We start from the raw sequence: 18,084 nt of genomic DNA on the forward strand, positions 1-18,084 counted from the left end.
TGGTCCGCCGACGGCTCGGCGGGGTCGGGCACCGACCCGGGTTCGCCGGAGCCCGGCTTCGTGAGCGGCGCGCTGCCCCGTTCCACCGACGGGCTGGCGGAACCGGGGCCGGGCGGGCTCGCCCGTACCTCCGGGGCCGGACCGGTGTCGGGGGCCCAGGCCTCGCCGGAATACGGCCCCGGCGGATACGCGGGCGGCGATTCCGGGCCGCGGAGCGTGCGGATCGCCGCGCGGGCCGGTGGCCCGGTGGGCGCCCGCACCGGGCGACCCGGGCCGGCCGGGCAGGAGCCGGGCGACGGCCGGGACGCGCCGGTGCGGGCCCGGGGGCGGCTCGGCTACGCCCGCCGCACGGGCGAACCCCCTACGGCCGCGCCCCCCGCCGGCGCCGGCGGGAGCCCCCCGCTCGGGCGGTTCCTGGCCAAGGCCGCCGCGGTCACCGCCGGACTGACCGCCGCCGGGGCGGTGTTCGGGTTGGTGCGGGACCAGACCATCGCGCACCTCTTCGGCGCCGGTCACGACAGCGACGCCTTCCTGATCGCCTGGACCGTGCCGGAGATGGCCTCGACGCTGCTCATCGAGGACGCCATGGCGCTGCTCATGGTGCCCGCCTTCAGCCATGCCCTCGCCCGGCGGGCCGCCTCCCGGGCCGGCCTCTCGCGCAGGGAGGCCCGCGCGCAGGATCCCGTACGACTGCTCGTGGGGGCGACCCTGCCGCGGCTCGTGCTGTTCCTCGCCGCCGTCGCGTCCCTGCTCGTCGTCGCCGCGCCGGCCGTCGTCGCCGTGCTCGCCCCCGGCCTGCCCGATCCCGAACTGGCCGTCCAGTGCACCCGGCTGACCGCCCTGACCGTGCTCTCCTTCGGAGTCGCCGGATACTTCAGCGCGGCGCTGCGCGCGCACCGCACCTTCGTACCGCCCGCCGCGATCTACGTCTCGTACAACATCGGCATCATCGGGACGATGGTCGCCCTCCACGCCCTGTGGGGGGTCCGCGCCGCCGCGGCCGGCGTCGCCGTCGGCGGGCTGCTGATGGTGCTCGTCCAACTGCCCTCCTTCATCAGGAACGTCGGCTTCGGCCCGCCCCGGGCCAAGGGCGCCGCCCGCAGCCAGCGCGACCGCGACCGGCCCACGCTGATCGCCTTCGGGGTCATCGCACCCGTGATCTTCTTCGCCGTCTTCCGGCAGTCCCAGGTGCTCGTCGAGCGGTTCCTGGCCGCATCCCTGCCGCCCGGGGCGATCTCCCACCTGAACTACGCGCAGAAGGTCGCGCAGATGCCGATGGTGCTGTCGCTGATGATCTGCACCGTCACCTTCCCCGTCGTCGCCCAGGCCATGGCCGGCGGGGAGCGGGAGAAGGCCCGGCGCCGCGTCGAGCAGGATCTGGCACTGGCCGCGCTCGCGGTGCTCATGGGCAGCGCACTCGTCATCGGCTACGCACCCCAGATCATCCAGGTGCTGTTCGAGCGGGGGGCCTTCACCCGCCAGGACACCCTTGCCACCGCCTCCGTCATGCGGGTGTACGGGCTCGGTCTCCTCGGCCACTGCCTCGTCGGGGCGTTGTCCCGGCCCTTCTTCTCGACCGCCCGGCCCACCTGGTTCCCGGCGTTCGCGATGGGCGCCGGGCTCCTCGTCAACATCGTGGCCGGAGCCTTCGCCGTCCGCTGGTGGGGCACCTACGGCATCGCCGCCGCCAACGCGGCCGGCATCTCCACCACCGCGGCCCTCCTCCTCACCGGCCTCGGCTCCCGCATCATCGCCATCCAGGTCCGCCGGGTCGCCGTCAGCATCGGCCGGCTCGGCGTCGCCGCCGTCGCCGCCTGCGCCACCGGCTGGATCGCCGGCCCCATGATCCCCGACCCGCTGCTCAGCGCCGCGCTGGGCTGCCTGCTGGTCCCGGCCATGTTCGGGGCCACCGGCATGGCCATACGCGCCCTCGAAGTCACCGCCCTGCCCGGTCAGATCTCCCAGTTCACGCAGAGGTTCCGCAATGTCCGCTGACACCGACACGGCGCCCGCCGCCATGGTGGACCCCGCCCGCCGGACCGCCTCGCCGTGGGTCCTGATGTACCACTCGATCGCCGAGTTCACCGACCCCGCGGAGGACCCGTACGGGATCACCGTCACGCCCGGCACGCTGGAGGCGCAGCTGCTGTGGCTGCGCTCCCGCGGTCTGCGCGGGGTGTCCGTCGGCGAACTGCTGCGGGCAAACGCGGCCGGCCGCGGCGCCGGGCTGGTCGGGCTGACCTTCGACGACGGCTACACCGACTTCCTGACCCAGGCGCTGCCGCTGCTGCGCCGCTACGACTGCACCGCCACCCTCTTCGTGCTGCCCGGGCGGCTCGGCGTGGACAACGTGTGGGACCCGCTGGGACCGCGCAAGTCCCTGCTGACAGCCGAGGGCATCCGTGAAGTCGCCGGATCCGGGCAGGAGATCGGCTCGCACGGGCTGCTCCACCAAGACCTCACCACGGCCACCGACGACGTGCTCCAGCAGGAGCTGCGGGGCAGCCGAGACCTGCTGCGCGAGCTGACCGGGAGGCTGCCGGAGGGGTTCTGCTACCCGTACGGGCACCTCGACGCCCGGGTCGTCGAGGCGACCCGGGCCGCCGGGTACGCGTACGCCTGCGCCATCGACCCCGGGCGGCTCGCCGGCCTGCACGCCCTGCCGCGGACCCACGTCAGCCAGGCCGACGGCGGCGCGCGGCTGCGCGTGAAGCAGCTGCGGCACCAGGTGCGGGAGCTCCGGCGGGTGGTCCTGCCGTGAAGGCCCTGCACATCATCACCGGACTCGGCGTCGGCGGCGCCGAGCAGCAACTGCGGCTGCTGCTGCGGCACATGCCGATGCGGTGCGACGTCCTGACGCTGACCAACCCCGGGCCGGTGGCCGAGGGCCTGCGCGCCGACGGGGTCCGGGTCGTACACCTGGGCATGAGCGGCAACCGGGACCTGGGGGCGCTGCCGAAGCTGGTGCGGTTCATCCGGCGCGGCCGGTACGACCTCGTGCACACCCACCTCTACCGGGCCTGCGTCTACGGGCGGCTCGCGGCGCGGCTCGCGGGCGTCGGGGCGGCCGTGGCCACCGAACACTCCCTCGGGGAAGGGGAGATCGAGGGCCGGCCGCTGTCGGGCGGGGTGCGGGCGCTGTACCTGGCCAGTGAGCGGCTGGGCGCGGCGACGGTCGCGGTGTCCGACACCGTCGCCGCCCGACTGGAGGCGTGGGGGGTGCCGGCCGCGCGGGTGCACGTCGTCCCGAACGGGATCGAGGCCGTCCGCTTCCGCTTCGACGAGGGTGTGCGGCGTTCCACGCGGGCCCGGACCGGTCTGCCCGAACGGGCCTTCGTGGTCGGCGGGGTCGGGCGGCTGGTGCCGGGCAAGCGGTTCGACGTGCTGGTGCGGGCCGTGGCGGCGCTGCCGGGGGCGCACCTGCTGCTGGCGGGGGACGGGCCGGAGCGGGCCGCCCTGCGCAGGCTGGCCGCGGAGCTGGGCGCGCAGAGCCGGATCCACCTGCTGGGGGAGCGGGACCCGCTGGGCGACAGCTCGGACGGGCGCACGCCGGGGATCCCCGCGCTGCTGGCCGCGATGGACGTGTTCGTTTCCCCCTCGCGGGAGGAGGCGTTCGGGCTGGCGGTGGTCGAGGCCCTGGCGGCCGGGCTGCCCGTGCTCCACGTGACCTGCCCGGCCATCGACGACCTGCCGGCCGCGCAGGCGCCGGGGGCCCGTCGTATCGGTACCGGGACGGAGGAGCTCGTCGCGGCCCTGCGCGGCCACATGGAGGCGGGCGCCAAGCGACTGCCGCCGCCGCCGGTGGTCCGCCGCTACGACATCGCCCGCAGCGCGCGGCAACTGCTGGACGTCTACGACCTGGCCCTCGACACCGCTCGGGTCGCCGCCCCGGACCCCGCGCCTCAAACGCCGGCGGGGCTGGATGTGGCCGGTCCGGGGCTTGCGGTGCGGGCGCAGGATCCGCTCGGGCCACGGCCGGCAGGGACGCCGGGTGGTGCCGACGCCGGCTGATGCGACCAGGCCCCCGCAGGACCGAAAGAACTCCCCTCGACACAGGAAGCGAGCGCACGCTCATGGCCGACACCGTCGATCAGAAGAAGTCCGACCACCGCTCCGAACGCCGGCTGCGCCGGCCACGGCCGCCCGCGTGGTGGCCGTTGCCCGTGTGCGCAGTGCTCGGGCTGGCCGCGGGTGGGGCGTACGGGGTGCTCAAGGCGCCCGAGTACGCCGCCACCAGCTACGTCGTCGCCGTCCCGGACGACACCACCGAGCCCGCCACCGCCCTCGGCTTCGCGCAGGCGTACGCCCGTATCGCCACCAGCAGCTCCACTCTCGCCTACGCCCAGCCCCGCGCGGGGATCAGTGCCCGGCAGCTGCGCACCCACGTGCGGGCCGAGACCTCCCCCGAGTCCCCGATGATCGCCATCACCGGCACCTCGAAGAGCCCCGCCGAGGCCGCCGACATCGCGAACGCCGTCGCCGACGCGCTCTCGCTCAGCAGCAACCAGGCCGCCAAGAACACCGGTGTGCAGCTGCTCCTCTTCAACCAGGCAGTGGCCCCGACCGACCCCGCCTCCCCGTCCGCCGCCATCAGCGGCGCCGTCGGGCTGTGCGCCGGAGGCCTGCTCGGAGGGCTGTGGCTGCTCGCCCGGCCCGGCCGCGCGCGACGCCCCGAGGAGCGGGACACGGTCGTGGAGCCGGTCGTCGAGGAGTACGCCTCCCTTCCCGCGCAGGGTGAGCACGCCGAGACCAAGGAGAAGGAGTCCGTGCGATGACGCGGGGCTCCGCAGGCCGGCCCTTGTCGGTGACCCTGTGCCGCGACCCCCGGCAGTTCGCCGCCTTGGAGGAGCCGTGGAACCGTCTCGTCCGCGGCTGTCCCACCGCCACCCCCTTCCAGAGCCACGCCTGGCTGCACTCCTGGTGGCTGTCGTACGGGAAGGACGGCCGGCTGCGGATCGTCCTCGTGCGGCGCGGCGAGGAACTGGTCGGCGCGGCCGCGCTGATGCTCGTACACCGGCCGCTGCCGCTGCTGGTCCCGCTCGGCGGTCCCATCACCGACTACTTCGACGTGCTCGTGGCCGCCGAGCACGCGGACCAGGTCGTCCCCGCGCTGGCCCACGGGCTGCACCGGGCCGCCCGGGGCGCGGTCGTCGACCTGCGCGAGGTCCGTCCCGGGGCGGCCGTCGAGCAGCTGTCCAAGCACTGGCCCGGGATCGGGGCCCAGCTCACCGACTCCACCTGCATGGAACTTCCCGCGCTGCCCTTCGACGAGCTGGTCAAGCGGATGCCGGCCTCGGGCGCCCAACGGGTCCGGGCCAAGCTGCGCAAGACAGACGCGGCCGGGATCGAGGAGCACGAGGTCACCGAGCAGGAAGTGCCGCGTGCCGTACGGACCTTGCTGCGGCTGCACGAGAAGCAGTGGCGGGGCCGCGGGGTGACCCCCGAGCACCTGAAGCCGCGCTTCGCCGAGCACCTGACCCGGGCCACCCGGCGGATGGTGCGGGCGGGGGAGGGCCGGCTGACGGAGTTCCGGCTGGACGGGAAGGTGGTGGCGGCCAACGTCACGCTGCTGTCGGCCGGACTGAGCGGCGGGTACCTCTACGGCGCCGACCCGGACCTGCGCGCGCGGAAGGTGGACGTGGCGACGCTGCTGCTGCGCTACGAGGCCGGGCGCGCGCTCGCCGACGGGCGCCCGGTGGTGAGCTTCCTGCGCGGCAACGAGCCGTACAAGAACCACTGGCGCCCGGAGCGGGTCGTCAACCAGCGGTTTCTGCTGGCCAGGACCGCGCTCGCGCCCCTGCTGCGGCTGCACGAGTCGCAGGTGGCGGGGCGCGAGCGGGCGGTGGACGCGCTGCGGGAGGCGCTGCCGGCCGCCAGGGACTGGCGGGCGCGGCTCAACGAGCTGCGCGTGCGATGACCCGTCTAGAAGGGCCAGTAGCCGGAACCCTTGCCCCAGTCGACGTTGACGCAGACCGACTGCTTGCCGACCAGCTTGGAGAGCCACTCGCCGAAGTTGAGCGGCACGCACCACTGCTTGCTGTTCGTCGGCGGGGTGTCCGGCTTGGGCGTCGGCTTGGGCGTGGGCCTCGGCGTCGTGGTCGGGGCGGCCGGGCTCGCCGGGGTCGGCTCGGGTTTCGGGACGAGGGGGCTCGGTGCGACGGGCGACGGCACCGGGCTCGGGGTCGGGCTCGGGACGTCGGGGCTCGGTACGAGGGGGCTCGGGGGCGCCGGGAGGGTGGGCTCCGGCGTGGGGACGACCGGGCTCGGTGTGACCTCCGGGGTGGCCTCGGGTGTCGGGGACACGGGCCAGGGCGTCGGGATCGGGATCTGCGGCGTCGGGATCTGGGGTGTGGGGATCTGCGGCGTCGGGATGACGGGCGTGGGGACGACCGGGGTGGGGATCACGGGGGTCGGGATCACCGGTGTCGGGATCACGGGGGTCGGGATCACCGGGCCGGCCTTCTCCGGCGTGAGGGCCTCGCGGAAGACCTTCGCCGAGTCGGGGTTCTGCTTGCACTGCCACACGCCGTGCGGGCAGTAGTCGGTGATGGTGTGGTAGAGCGGTTTGTGGACCTCGATCCACTGCAACATGCGCCGCACGTACTCCGGATTGTCCCCGTGCCGGAACAGTCCCCACTCCGGGTACGAGATCTCCTTGCCGTGTGCTTCTGCGAAGTCGACGTGCTGTTGGAGTCCGTACGGCTGGGTGACCTGGTCCTCGAAGGTCCGGCCGGGCGCCTGGTCGTACGAATCCATTCCGATGACGTCGACCACGTCGTCGCCGGGATAGCACCGGGTCCAGCCGATCGCGTCCGGACCCCGGTTCGGGGCGAAATCGAACTTGAACCTCTGACCGGGGACGGACCGCATCGCGTTGACGATGCGCTTCCAGTACACCTTCCAGTTCTCCGGGTCCGGCGCGCAGCGGTGCGTGTAGGTGACGCCGTTCATCTCCCAGCCGAGCACGATCACCGTGTCCGGGACGCCCAGCGACACCAGCCGCTCGGCGAGCCTGCGGAAGTGCAGGTCGTACTCGCCCCGCGCGCCCGCCCGGATCAGCCGGGCCACCTCGGAGTCGGACACCCGCTCTTCGTTGCGCTCCTGCATGGGCACGTTGAGCACGAACATCCGGCCGGGGCGGGCCAGGCGCCACCCGGCCCAGTCGGCCAGGAAGGAGACCCTCCCCTCGATGCCGGCCCACTGGTCGCCGGGCAGGTAGGTGTGGCCCACCCGGATCTCCTTGCCGCCCAGCCAGTTCGACAGGTACGGGATGCGGGCGACCCCGGGCGGCCCGTAGTCGAGATAGGCGCCCATGGCGATGTCGTCGTGTCCCGACCGGTCCTTCTGGGGCGCCGACAGCGCGGCGCCGGTGACGAGCAGTCCGGCCGCGACCGTACCGATACAGGTGCTCGCCAGTCGGCGACGTGGTGTGCGCATGGCGTGTCTCCCGGACTTTCCCGAATCGGTGTGCTTGCCAAAGACGTTAGACATCAGATCTGACGAATGGCCTGTCCGGTGACCGCCCCATAGGCCATTCGCATCTGCGTATCCTCCCCGCTTGGTCCGACTAGGTGAAAGACACCGTTGCCATGTACGCGCATCCCAGTCATGTGCCCGCTGTTGTGCTCAGACTCGACCGGAATCCGTTCCACCACGGAACCCTTGGCGCCGTCAGATCCCTCGGCCGCAAGGGCGTGGAGGTCCATGCCGTCGTCGAGGCCGGGGGAGGTCCCATGGGGCGTTCGCGGTACCTGCGCGCCGTGCATCCGGGGCCGGCGGGCGGGCTGGACCCGGAGGCGCCGGAGGCGCTGCTGGAGTGCCTGACCGGGGTGTCGGAGCGGATCGGGCGGCCGGCGGTGCTCATCGCCATGGACGATCTGAGCGCGATCGCAGTGGCGCGGGTCGCGCCGATGCTGGGCGGCCGCTTCCGGATTCCCCATCAGCCCGACAACCTGCCCGCCCGGGTCGCGGACAAGGCCGAGTTGGCGCGGCTCTGCGCGCGGTGGGACATCCCGCACCCGGAGACGGCGGTCCCGCGGAGCGGGGCCGAGGCGGCGCGCGCCGCGTGGCGGCTGGGCCTGCCGCTGGTGGCCAAGTGGAGCCGGCCGTGGCTGCTGCCCACCGGGAGCGAGGGGTTGCGGAGCACCACGCTCGTGCGGACCACCGCCGAGGCGGTCCGGCTGTACGAACGCTCCGCCGAGGCCGGGAGCGCGCTGCTGCTCCAACGGTTCCTGCCGGCCGGTCCGGACACCGACTGGTTCTTCCACGGGGCCTTCGCCCGGGGCGGGCGTCCGCTGCTCGCCGGCTCGGGCCGCAAGGAGCTGTCCTGGCCGTTGCGGACGGGGCTGACGGCGGTCGGCCGCTGGCTGCCGGATCCGGCGGTGGAGGAGGCGGGGCTGCGGCTCGCCGAACGGCTCGGCTACCAGGGGATCCTGGACCTGGACTTCCGCCGGGACGAGCGGGGCGTCTTCCGGCTGGTGGACTTCAACCCGCGCCCGGGCGCGCAGTTCCGGCTGTTCACCGACTCGGCCGGGCTGGACGTCGTACAGGCGATGTACCTGGACCTGACGGGTCAGCGGGTACCGGATCCCGTGGGCGGCCCGGGCCGGGTGTTCCTCGCGGAGAACTACGCCCTGCTGGCCGCGGTCCGGGGGCGGGCCCTGCCCAGGCGGGGCGGCCGCGGAGCGGTGGCCGCGGGCCGGGCGCCGGCCGCCGGACCCGGCTCCTTCCCGGCGACGCCCGCCCGGGCCCGGCGGGGGCGGGTGGAGGCCGCCTGGTTCGCCGCCGACGACCCGCTGCCGTTCCTCGCGATGATCGGGGCCTTCCTCGGGCGCGGGCTCGGCAAGGGGGCGCGCGCCCTGCGGGACGCGCCCGGGCGCGGCCGGCGCACCGCCCGCGCGGCGGTGCGGGCCCCCCGCCAACGGGGCCGGGACCGGCCGGAGCCGACGGTGGTCCCCCGCCCCGCTCCGCCGGAGGCTTCGGCGGAGCCGGACGAACTGGTGACCCGTTGACCACGCCCACCCGCCGGGGGCGCGCAGCGGCCCGGGTCGGGTCGGTGCCCATCGAGCTGGAGGAGTGGCCATGACGCGGATGGACGATCTCGTGGTGGTCGGCGCGGGCCCGTACGGGCTGTCGATCGCCGCCCACGCGGCCGGCGCGGGGCTCGACGTACGCGTGCTCGGGCGGCCCATGGCCTCCTGGCGCGACCACATGCCCGACGGGATGTACCTGAAGTCGGAGCCCTGGTCGTCCAACCTCTCCGCGCCGGACGGCCGGCACACGCTGGCCGACTACTGCGCCACCCGCGGAGTGCGTGCGGAACACGGCACTCCGCTGCCGATCGGGACGTTCAGCTCGTACGGGATGTGGTTCGCCCGGCAGGCCGCGCCCGAGGTGGAGGAGGTGACCGTCACGGAGGTGACCCCGCAGGGCGAGGGCTTCCGCGTCCGCACCGCCGAGGGACCGCCGCTGCTCGCCCGTACGGTGGCCCTCGCGGTCGGGGTGATGCCGTTCGTCCACGTTCCCCCGGCGCTGCGGGAGCTCCCGCCCGGCCACTGCTCGCACAGCAGCGGCCACCGAGACCTGGCCCGCTTCGCCGGTCAGGAGGTCGCCGTGCTCGGGGCCGGGCAGGCGGCGCTGGAGACCGCCGCGCTGCTCGCCGAGCAGGGCGCCCGGCCGTGCCTGGTCGCCCGGCGCACCCGGCTGAACTGGAACACGGTGCCGCAGCCGCTGAGCCGGCCCCCGCTGCGCGCCCTGCGCGATCCGCACAGCGGGCTCGGCACCGGCTGGCGCAGCTGGGTGTGGTCGGAGCTGCCGTGGGCGGTGCGCCGGCTGCCCGCGCAGAGCAGGGAGCGGATCGCGGCGACCGCGCTGGGCCCGGCCGGCGCCTGGTGGTTGCGGGAGCGCTTCGAGCGGCACGTGCCCGTCATGCTCGGGCACCGACTGCACCGGGCGGTGGCCGCGGGCGGGCGGACCAGGCTCGGGCTGACCAACCGGTCCGGGGAATCGGTGGTCCTGGACACCGCGCACGTCATCGCCGCCACCGGCTTCGCCCCGGACCTGGCCCGGTTGGAGCTGCTCGACGCGGGGCTGCGGGCCGCGCTGGTGACCGTGGGGGAGACAGGGACGCCGGAGCTCGGCCCCGGGTTCGAGTCCTCGTGGCCCGGACTGTTCTTCGCGGGGCTGCTGACGGCTCCCTCATTCGGCCCTTCCATGCGATTCGTGCACGGTGCGGGCTTCACGGCGGGGAGACTGGTGAGAGGAGTCCGAAAGCGCCTCGGCGCCGGGGGCCGGTTGCCGGGCGCGAGACCGATCGCGCCCCGCGGGGCCGCCGCCGGACATCCGAGGACGTATCTGCGGTGAGAGACGGAACTGCGGGTGAGAGAGGTCTGCGATGAGCGCGGAGCGAGCACAGGGCCGTGGATGGGTGCGGATCCCCGCCAGCCGCGGGGAACAGCCGGCGGCGCCCAGGACCGCCGGGTACGAACCTGCCAGGGCCCCGGCGGCCGGATCCGCGGCCGCGTCCTCGCACCGGGCACCGTACGGATCCGCATGGGGGTCCCCCCGGACGGAGTCTGGGGGAGGGTACGGGGCCGCGTACCAGACGGGGCCCGTCGCCGATCACGCCACGATCTACCTCACCCTCGTCAAACGCTGGCGAGAGGCCGGGCGCACTCTTCCGGGGCATCCTGACGAGGAGTGGGAGCGGCTCATCTCCCAGCCGTGCTGGCCCGGCCGTTAGGTGGTGTGAGTCTTGGCAGCGGCGGAGCAGGACGGACCCGAGCGGGACCTGCGGCCCGACGGGGGCTCCCCGGCGACCGGGCCCGGGGAACGGCTCGCGCTGAACGGCATGGGCAGCTTCGAGTGGGACCTGGGCGCCGGGACGATGGTGCTCGACGACGCCGGCCTGGCCGTCTTCGACGTGGCGCCGGAGGAGTTCGACGGCACCCCGGAGGGGCTCGGACTGCGCATCCCGGCCGAGGACGCCGCCCGGCTCAACGAGAGCGTGGTCTCGGTCCTGGACTCCGGCGGGGACACGTACGGCTCGTACTTCACGGTGCGCCGGCGCGACGGCAGCGACCAGTGGACGCACACTCAGGGCCGGGTGCTGCGGCACCCCGACGGGCGGCCGTACCGGATCGTGGGGATCGTCCGGGACGCCACGCCGGAGCTGGCCCACGCCACCCTGCTGCGCAAGCTGGAGACGGCGCGCGCCCAGCAGACCACGATCGTGCAGCGGACCACGGAGGCCCTGTCGCGGGCGGTGACGGTAGACGACGTGACGGCCGCCCTCACCGGAGCGGGCGCCCTGGAGCGACTCGGCGCGGACGGGCTGGCGCTCGGGCTGGTCGAGGGAGCCTCAATCAAGATCATCGCGCTGAGCGGGGAAACCCTGGAGATCCTCAGCGAGCGGAAGTTCACCCGGCTGGACGGCTCGCTCCCGCTCTCGCAGGCGGTGCTCTCCCGGAAGGCACGTTTCGTCACCTCGCTCACCGAGCTCGGCGGCGAGTTCCCGCTGCTCGCCGAGTACCTGAGCCGGATCCAGTACGACGCGGCCGCCTACCTGCCGCTGATCGCCCAGGCCAAGGCCATCGGCGGACTCGTCCTCTTCTACCGGCGGCGCAGCGAGTTCAGCCCCGAGGAACGCAACCTCTGCCTGGGCCTGGCGGGCATCGTGGCCCAGTCGCTCCAGCGGGCGCTCCTCTTCGACCAGGAGCGGGAGTTCGCCACGGGCCTGCAGGCCGCGATGCTGCCGCGCCGGATCCCCGAGATCACGGGCGGTGAGATCGCGGTCCGCTACCACTCCGCCTGGAGCGGGCGGGAGGTCGGCGGGGACTGGTACGACGTGATCTCGCTGCCCCGCGACCGGGTCGGCCTCGTCGTGGGCGACGTACAGGGCCACGACACGCACGCGGCCGCCATCATGGGCCAGCTGCGCATCGCGCTGCGGGCGTACGCGGGGGAGGGGCACCCGCCGTCCACCGTGCTGGCGCGGGCCTCGCGCTTCCTCGCCGAACTGGACACCGAGCGCTTCGCGACCTGCATGTACGCACAGGTGGACCTGGAGACCGGAGGCGTACGGGCCGTCCGTGCGGGCCACCTCGGCCCGCTGATCCGGCACACGGACGGGCGTACCGGCTGGCCCAACGTGCGCGGCGGCCTGCCGCTGGGGCTGGCCTCGGTCTTCGAGCAGGAGGAGTTCCCCGAGACCCGGCTCGACCTGGTCCCCGGCGAGACGCTCGTGCTGTGCACCGACGGGCTCGTGGAGGAGCCCGGGACCGCCATCACCCAGGGCATGGACGCCCTCGCCCACGCGGTGCGCAGCGGGCCGCAGGAGGCCGGGGCGCTCGCCGACCACCTCTCGGACCGGCTGTGGGAGCGCTGGGGTTCCGGGGACGACGTGGCCCTGCTGGTCCTGCGCCGGGCCCCCGACCCGGGCACCCACCGGGCCCCGCGCATCCACCAGTACGTGCACCAGGCCGACCCGGAGGGGCTGTCGGAGGCCCGCTACGCGCTGCGGCAGGCGCTGCGCGACTGGGGCATGCCGGAGCTCGCCGACGACGTGGAGCTGGCCGCCGGGGAACTGCTGGTCAACGCTCTGCTGCACACCGACGGCGGGGCGGTGCTGACCATGGAGGTGCTGCCGGAGCCGGTCCGCCGGATCCGACTGTGGGTCAAGGACCGCTCCAGCGTGTGGCCGCGCCGGCGCTCCCCGGGCGAGGCGGCCACCACGGGGCGCGGGCTGCTGCTGGTGGACGCGCTGGCCACGCACTGGGGAGTGGAGTCCCGTGGTGACGGCAAGGCGGTGTGGTGCGAGTTCGACGCGGGCGGCAGCCCCCGGAGCGTGGGGTGACCGGCCCGTCACGCCGAGTTGTGGGGTGTCCGGGGTGGGGTGATGATGCGGGCTATGACAGCTTTCGTAGCGAATCGGCTCCGCGGGACCGCGCCGTGCGCGGGCTGAGCAAGGGCGCGGTGACGGGCATCCTGGCCCTGCTCCTGCTGGCGGCCGGAGTGCCGACCGTAGTGGACTGGACGACGGGACGGCCGCACGCGGACCCCGGGTGCCAGGCGGTGGCGTTCATGTCGATGACGGACGTCGCACCCGAGTGCCGCTGACGGGGCTTCCGGCGCGGATGCCGGTGCGTCGGCCGACGGCGCCGCACGGGCGGGCCGGGTACCGAGCGCCCGGGCCCCGGTGGCGGCGGCCACCGGACCGCCGGGCGCGTGCCATGGGCCCGGTACCGCTCAGCGCGCCGCGTGAACCTCGACGTCCTGCGTGTCGTGGGCGACCGTCGTGACCGACGTCGGCATCAGGCCCGACAAGCGGATCTCCTGCAGTTCCGCGGCGACCGTCGCGCGGCCCGGGTGCACGCTGCCCGAGACGAAGCCCGGCGCTTGCGCCGCCCACGTGCGCTCCGTGCCGTCGCAGACGACCTCCCCGCCGCCGATGCTGAGCCGGGTGCCCTCCTGGATGACGGTCGCCTTGATCTGGATCGCCCCCATGGGTGACGCCTGCTCGCAGTGGTAGCTGCCGGAAAGGGTGACGGCGCCGTCCTCGGCGATGTGAACCTCAGGATGTACGGAAATACCCTGGTCGAAAACGGTGGCACCGGCCGGGACGGTGAATACGGTGGTGGCGGCCAGTGCGGACAGGACTGCCAGTGCCATTCGGCGGCCGGACATGCGCATTCTTCCTCCAAGTGGGTCGCGGCGGCGGGAATCCGCCGGAACGAATTGTGCTGGCAGGCGGGCGTGCCCACTCGCTCCGCGCACTCGTGTCGGTGTGTGCAATTGCCCGCTCGGGGGCGTGAGACTGGCCGGAATACATCCCGAAGGGATCCCGAATGCGCCAGTCCCCCCGCCCGCTCCCCGTCCTCGGGGCCGCCACCCTCCTGCCGCTGCTCCTGCTCGGCGCCACGGCCTGCGACAGCGCCCCCGAGCGCGCCGCGCTCGCCCCCGCGGCCGCGCCCGCCGTCCCCGTGGACGACGGGGCTCCGGGCGCGGCGGCCCCCGCCCGGACCGGGGCGAAGGATGCCCATGTGGGTGACTCCGTACGGGTGCACGGCCGACAGGTCGGCCGTCACCTCCAAGTGGTGCTGGGCGCGTACGTGGACCCGGCGATCAGCGTGGAGAAGAACTTCGCCCCGGCTCCCGGGAAGCGGTGGGTGGCCGCCTCGATGTCCTTCGTCAACGTGGGCGGGGACTCTTACGGGGCGCTCGGACGCATGTGGGCGCACGACAGCGCAGGAGGGCGCCACGGGGTGGTGCCCACCGGCGAACTGACGACCGGCAAACCGCTCGTCTTCGATTCCCTCGCGGTCGGTGAACGGGTCGAAGGCTGGGTGGTGTTCGAAATCCCGGAAAACGCGCGCATTGACCGGCTCCAGTACCAGGACACGAACATTCGGGCGAATTCCGGAGAGGGATTCTGGGCCGTCTAGCCCGCCCGGGTGAAAGGCCGTGAAATGCTCGGCGGCCGGACCACTAGGGTGCGGCGCATGACTTCTACTCAAGCCGAAATCGACCGGACCCAGCTCGGCACCCTTTCCGTGCTCGCCTGGATCGGCGACCCCTCCGAGGCGCACGACATCCCGTACCTCCTCGCCTACACCCTCGGTGACGGCCCGGGCGGCCCGGAGGCCGGCGAGGCGGCGGCCCGCGGGCTGCTGGAGGAGATCGGCCTGCCCATCGGCGACGTCGTCATGGACGGGACCCGCAACCCGGCCAACTTCCCGGTGCAGATCCTGCTGGAGGGCAACCAGATCGCGCTCACCCTGCCCGGGATGAACGCGCGGTGCACCGCCCCCGACGAGTGGGTCGCCGCGGCGGACGAGAGCGGACAGGCGTACTTCCTCTTCGCCACGCGGGCCTGGCCCGAGGCGGTCCCGGGCGAGCCGGTCGCCCCGGAGACCCTGCAGGCCTTCGCGGGCGACGAGGCGGTGCTCACGGGCAGCGCCCACTGCGTCCTCGCGGTGCGGCGCCTGCAGAAGTAGCCGCGCCGCACGGCATCGTGCTCCGGCCGCCGGGCTCCCAGCCTGCCCGGTGGCCGGCCCTCAGGGCTGCTCGAAGGCGAACTTGAGCGAGCGGACCCGGTTGTCGAAGTTCGACCCCGCCAGATCGGGCAGGCCCACCGCACGCAGCCCCACCGGCCGGGTCAACAGCTCGTGGAAGAGGGCCCTCATCTCGACCCGGGCCAGGTGCGCGCCCAGGCAGAAGTGCGGTCCGCCGCCGCCGAACCCGAGGTGGGGGTTGGGCGAGCGGGTGATGTCGAAGGCGTCGGGGTCGGGGAAGACCCCCTCGTCGCGGTTGGCGGAGGCGTAGTACAGCACCACCTTGTCGCCGGGGCGGAACAGGTGTCCCTCCATGGTGTGTTCGGCCACGACCGTCCGGCGGAACTGGATGATCGGCGTCGAGTGCCGGATCATCTCCTCGACCGCGCCGTCCGCGTACTCCTCGAAGTCCGACAGCAGCAGGTCCCGTTGGTCCGGGTGGTCGGTGAGCAGGGTCAGGCCGTGGGTGATCGCGTTGCGGGTGGTCTCCACCCCGGCGACCATCAAGAGGGAGAAGAAGGCCCCGAGTTGGCGGGCGCCGAGGGCCTGGCCGTCCACGTTCGCGCAGACCAGCGCCGAGATCAGGTCGTCGGTGGGGTTCTTGCGGCGCTCCCGCCCGATGCCCGACACCATCCGCTGCATGCGCGCGAGGGCGCGCAAACCCCGACCGGGCATCCGCAGCCGGGAGGCCAGGCCGCGCTCCACGCCGATGTTCTCGGAGGCGTGGTTCACGCGGTCGGCGATCTCGGGGCGGTAGCGCTCCGGGATGCCCATCATGTTGCAGATGACCTCCAGGGGCAGGCGGGAGGCCACCGCCGAGACGAACTCCTCGGGCCGGTCAGCCAGTACGTCGTCGACGATGCGGGTGGCCACGGCATGGATGTCCGCCTCGGCGGCCGCCAGCAGGCGGGGGGTGAACGCCCGCTGCACGATCTTGCGGAGCTGGGCGTGGTCGGGGCCGTCCAGATTGACCATCGAGTCCCCGAACAGCGACCTGACCCAGCGGGCGGGCTCGGGGGTGGTCACGCCGGGGGCACTGGCGAACACCTTGGGCAGCCGGCTGGCCTCTTGCACGTGGGCGTGCCGGAGGAGGGCCCAGTGTCCGCGGGGCCCGTCGGGGACGAACACCGGGCCGCCGATCTCCCGTAGCCGGGCGAAGGCGGCGAGGCGCCGCTGCGGGGGCAGTTGCCAGAACCCTGGCTCGGCCAGTTCCCTGCCGGGGGCTTGGCCGTTGCGCTGTGCGGGGAGTGTCATGGCCTGCCAACGCCGCCGGGGGAGCAGGAGTGACGGTTCGGCTGAGCGCCGCTGCCGGGGCTCCGCCCCGAACCCCGCGCCTCAAACGCCGGCGAGGCTGGATTTGCCTCCGGCGGCGCCTCAATCGCCGGCGGGGCTGGAATTGCCGGGCGGTGATCCGGTCGGTGCGGCCTTTCCGCGTGAGCGCAAGAGCGCGCTACGCGCACGTACAGGCTGACGCCAGGCCGAAACCAGCCCCGCCGGCGTTTGAGGCGCGGGGTACGGGGCGGAGCCCCGGGGCAGTCAGGGGCTGCTGCGAGTGGCCAGGGTCAGGCCCACCGTGACGGTGGCCGCGCAGACGAGGCCCGCGTAGAGGACCGCGTACGGCCCCGTCCACGTGCACGCCAGGACGACCACCGCCGAGAGCGGGAGGGTCAGTTGTTGCGCCAGGCCGCGCTTGAAGTGGCGGGAGTGCAGGAGCCAGACCATCAGGAGGAACAGCGCGGTCGGGACGGTCACGGCCGCGTTCGCCGCGAGTTGGGAGATGTGCGCCTCGCCGACCGCGTGTTCCACCGCGACCTCGATGCCCGCCCCGATCGCCGCGCCCGAGGCGAAGATCAGCAGGTGGCCGTACCCCCACGGGATGGCCTCCCGGTTGGAGGTCAGCCGTTCGTGCATCGGCACCACGAAGTAGATCCACCACGCGGCGAAGACGATCAGCAGCCCGCCGCCCGCGATGGGCAGCAGCCGGCCCAGCGCCTCGTGTTCGTCGATGGCCGACTTCACCGCCACGGTGCTCGCGGCGATCGTCTCGCCCAGCACGATGATGGTGAACAGGCCGTACCGCTCCACGATGTGGTGCGCGTGCCACGGCGTCTCGTGCCCGCGCTCGGCGAGCGCCGGGACCAGCAGCTCCGCAGCGGCCAGGACCAGGAACAGCCAGCGCTTCGCGCCGTCCGGGGCGAACAGCAGCGCCACCCAGCCCGCCTGGCAGATCATCAGCCCGGCCGCGTACTTCAGCGCCGAAGACCTCGCCGCGCCCTCCTCCCCGGCCGCCGCCCGCAGCCACTGCGCGGTCAGTGCGACGCGCATGATGATGTAGCCGATGACGGGGACCGTCCAGTCGTTCTCGTCGAAGGCGCGGCTCACCCCGGCCGCGTAGACGAGCACACCGGCGATCTGGACGAGGGTCGCGATCCGGTACGGGACGTCGTCGACGTCGTAGGCGGAGGCGAACCACGTGAAGTTCATCCACGCCCACCACACGCCGAAGAAGACGAAGAAGTAGCCGATCACCCCCGTCCCCGGATGGCCTTCCGCCAGCGCGTGCACCAGCCGGGCGCCGGCCTGCGCGATCGCGACGACGAAGCACAGGTCGAAGAACAGTTCCAGCGGGGTGGCCGTGCGGTGGTGCTCGTCGCGGCTGCGGGCGGTCATCGGGAGGTACGCCATACCGGCCAGGAGACCAGACGGGCGCCGGTTCAGCAGGCCGGACGCGCAGCCCGCACCACCCGGTTGCCCCGAGCGGACCGATAGCCGGGCCGAGGACGGCGGGGACGGCCACGCGGCAGTGGTGGCCCTCGCCCAGCAGCAGCGGGACGACCACCGAGCACGGGTCCTCCCACGGAGCTGAGCTTCGCCGAGCCGAGCGACAGACCAACGCACTGTGGGCGACGGGACCTTGTCCCCGCGCCCCCACTGGGGTATCCACTGCCGCCGGGCCCGGGCCGGGGCGGAATCAGGATTGGGAAGGACCCCCCCCGGGGCGTATAAACAACTACCAGCCCCCCAGAAAAGACAC

Annotated in this window: 15 protein-coding genes; 11 read left to right on the forward strand and 4 right to left on the reverse strand. The window is 73.8% G+C overall.

The features are described 5' to 3' along the window. The first annotated feature begins 246 nt into the window (after nt 1-246). The 5 genes from murJ (at nt 247) to ACFV9H_RS21895 (ending at nt 5,917) form a co-directional block, all read left to right on the forward strand. The gene (gene murJ / locus ACFV9H_RS21875; RefSeq protein WP_385400710.1) at nt 247-1,995 is read left to right on the forward strand and encodes a murein biosynthesis integral membrane protein MurJ; all 1,749 of its coding nucleotides are present in this window, start codon (nt 247-249) and stop codon (nt 1,993-1,995) included. Further along, a complete protein-coding gene (locus ACFV9H_RS21880) occupies nt 1,985-2,761 on the forward strand; it encodes a polysaccharide deacetylase family protein (RefSeq protein ID WP_385400682.1) in 777 nt (258 codons plus the stop codon). Before murJ ends, ACFV9H_RS21880 begins: the two co-directional genes overlap by 11 nt. Further along, nucleotides 2,758-4,011, forward strand: a complete 1,254-nt coding sequence (locus ACFV9H_RS21885) for a glycosyltransferase (protein WP_385400683.1) — start codon at nt 2,758-2,760, stop codon at nt 4,009-4,011. Before ACFV9H_RS21880 ends, ACFV9H_RS21885 begins: the two co-directional genes overlap by 4 nt. Nucleotides 4,012-4,073: 62 nt before the next feature. After that, the gene (locus ACFV9H_RS21890; protein ID WP_385400685.1) at nt 4,074-4,775 is read left to right on the forward strand and encodes a lipopolysaccharide biosynthesis protein; all 702 of its coding nucleotides are present in this window, start codon (nt 4,074-4,076) and stop codon (nt 4,773-4,775) included. Beyond that, nucleotides 4,772-5,917, forward strand: coding sequence for a GNAT family N-acetyltransferase (locus tag ACFV9H_RS21895; protein WP_385400686.1), 1,146 nt, complete (start codon nt 4,772-4,774; stop codon nt 5,915-5,917). Before ACFV9H_RS21890 ends, ACFV9H_RS21895 begins: the two co-directional genes overlap by 4 nt. Nucleotides 5,918-5,922: 5 nt before the next feature. Here ACFV9H_RS21895 and ACFV9H_RS21900 read toward each other — a convergent pair whose 3' ends face one another. Then, nucleotides 5,923-7,437, reverse strand: coding sequence for a glycosyl hydrolase (locus ACFV9H_RS21900; RefSeq protein WP_385400689.1), 1,515 nt, complete (start codon nt 7,435-7,437; stop codon nt 5,923-5,925). A 296-nt stretch (nt 7,438-7,733) separates the two neighbouring features. On the opposite strand from ACFV9H_RS21900, the gene ACFV9H_RS21905 reads away from it, so the two are divergent. The 4 genes from ACFV9H_RS21905 to ACFV9H_RS21920 all read left to right on the forward strand — a co-directional run bounded on the left by ACFV9H_RS21905 (nt 7,734) and on the right by ACFV9H_RS21920 (nt 13,116). Next, on the forward strand, nt 7,734-9,011 hold the full coding sequence (locus tag ACFV9H_RS21905) for an ATP-grasp domain-containing protein (RefSeq protein ID WP_385400691.1): 1,278 nt from the start codon (nt 7,734-7,736) through the stop codon (nt 9,009-9,011). Between the two features lie 79 nt (nt 9,012-9,090). Further along, nucleotides 9,091-10,362: an NAD(P)-binding domain-containing protein gene (locus ACFV9H_RS21910; protein ID WP_385400712.1), complete on the forward strand. Its 1,272-nt coding sequence runs from the start codon at nt 9,091-9,093 to the stop codon at nt 10,360-10,362. Nucleotides 10,363-10,789: 427 nt separating this feature from the next. After that, nucleotides 10,790-12,853 (forward strand): SpoIIE family protein phosphatase, encoded by a 2,064-nt coding sequence (locus tag ACFV9H_RS21915; RefSeq protein WP_385400714.1) that lies wholly within the window; start codon nt 10,790-10,792, stop codon nt 12,851-12,853. Nucleotides 12,854-12,948: 95 nt separating this feature from the next. Next, nucleotides 12,949-13,116, forward strand: coding sequence for a hypothetical protein (locus ACFV9H_RS21920; protein ID WP_385400694.1), 168 nt, complete (start codon nt 12,949-12,951; stop codon nt 13,114-13,116). A 129-nt stretch (nt 13,117-13,245) separates the two neighbouring features. On the opposite strand, the gene ACFV9H_RS21925 is transcribed toward ACFV9H_RS21920, so the two are convergent. Further along, on the reverse strand, nt 13,246-13,683 hold the full coding sequence (locus tag ACFV9H_RS21925; protein WP_385400696.1) for a DUF6299 family protein: 438 nt from the start codon (nt 13,681-13,683) through the stop codon (nt 13,246-13,248). 161 nt (nt 13,684-13,844) lie between these two features. On the opposite strand from ACFV9H_RS21925, the gene ACFV9H_RS21930 reads away from it, so the two are divergent. Beyond that, the gene (locus ACFV9H_RS21930) at nt 13,845-14,441 is read left to right on the forward strand and encodes a hypothetical protein (protein WP_385400698.1); all 597 of its coding nucleotides are present in this window, start codon (nt 13,845-13,847) and stop codon (nt 14,439-14,441) included. A 57-nt stretch (nt 14,442-14,498) separates the two neighbouring features. Next, the gene (locus tag ACFV9H_RS21935; protein ID WP_385400700.1) at nt 14,499-14,993 is read left to right on the forward strand and encodes a DUF5949 family protein; all 495 of its coding nucleotides are present in this window, start codon (nt 14,499-14,501) and stop codon (nt 14,991-14,993) included. A 60-nt stretch (nt 14,994-15,053) separates the two neighbouring features. Here the strand turns inward: ACFV9H_RS21935 and ACFV9H_RS21940 are convergent, their stop codons facing one another. Beyond that, nucleotides 15,054-16,304: a cytochrome P450 gene (locus ACFV9H_RS21940; RefSeq protein WP_385400702.1), complete on the reverse strand. Its 1,251-nt coding sequence runs from the start codon at nt 16,302-16,304 to the stop codon at nt 15,054-15,056. Nucleotides 16,305-16,586: 282 nt separating this feature from the next. Continuing rightward, nucleotides 16,587-17,735, reverse strand: coding sequence for a low temperature requirement protein A (locus ACFV9H_RS21945; protein ID WP_385400704.1), 1,149 nt, complete (start codon nt 17,733-17,735; stop codon nt 16,587-16,589). Nucleotides 17,736-18,084 lie beyond the last annotated feature (349 nt).

This window comes from Streptomyces sp. NPDC059874, from assembly GCF_042731135.1.
Classification (GTDB): Bacteria; Actinomycetota; Actinomycetes; order Streptomycetales; family Streptomycetaceae; genus Streptomyces.

Coding starts and splice junctions, on each gene's coding strand:
- ACFV9H_RS21880 (WP_385400682.1), top strand. CDS start 1,985: ATGTCCGCTGACACCGACACGGCGCCCGCCGCCATGGTGGACCCCGCC.
- ACFV9H_RS21890 (WP_385400685.1), top strand. CDS start 4,074: ATGGCCGACACCGTCGATCAGAAGAAGTCCGACCACCGCTCCGAACGC.
- ACFV9H_RS21895 (WP_385400686.1), top strand. CDS start 4,772: ATGACGCGGGGCTCCGCAGGCCGGCCCTTGTCGGTGACCCTGTGCCGC.
- ACFV9H_RS21900 (WP_385400689.1), bottom strand. CDS start 7,437: ATGCGCACACCACGTCGCCGACTGGCGAGCACCTGTATCGGTACGGTC.
- ACFV9H_RS21905 (WP_385400691.1), top strand. CDS start 7,734: ATGGGGCGTTCGCGGTACCTGCGCGCCGTGCATCCGGGGCCGGCGGGC.
- ACFV9H_RS21910 (WP_385400712.1), top strand. CDS start 9,091: ATGGACGATCTCGTGGTGGTCGGCGCGGGCCCGTACGGGCTGTCGATC.
- ACFV9H_RS21925 (WP_385400696.1), bottom strand. CDS start 13,683: ATGTCCGGCCGCCGAATGGCACTGGCAGTCCTGTCCGCACTGGCCGCC.
- ACFV9H_RS21930 (WP_385400698.1), top strand. CDS start 13,845: ATGCGCCAGTCCCCCCGCCCGCTCCCCGTCCTCGGGGCCGCCACCCTC.
- ACFV9H_RS21935 (WP_385400700.1), top strand. CDS start 14,499: ATGACTTCTACTCAAGCCGAAATCGACCGGACCCAGCTCGGCACCCTT.
- ACFV9H_RS21940 (WP_385400702.1), bottom strand. CDS start 16,304: ATGACACTCCCCGCACAGCGCAACGGCCAAGCCCCCGGCAGGGAACTG.
- ACFV9H_RS21945 (WP_385400704.1), bottom strand. CDS start 17,735: ATGGCGTACCTCCCGATGACCGCCCGCAGCCGCGACGAGCACCACCGC.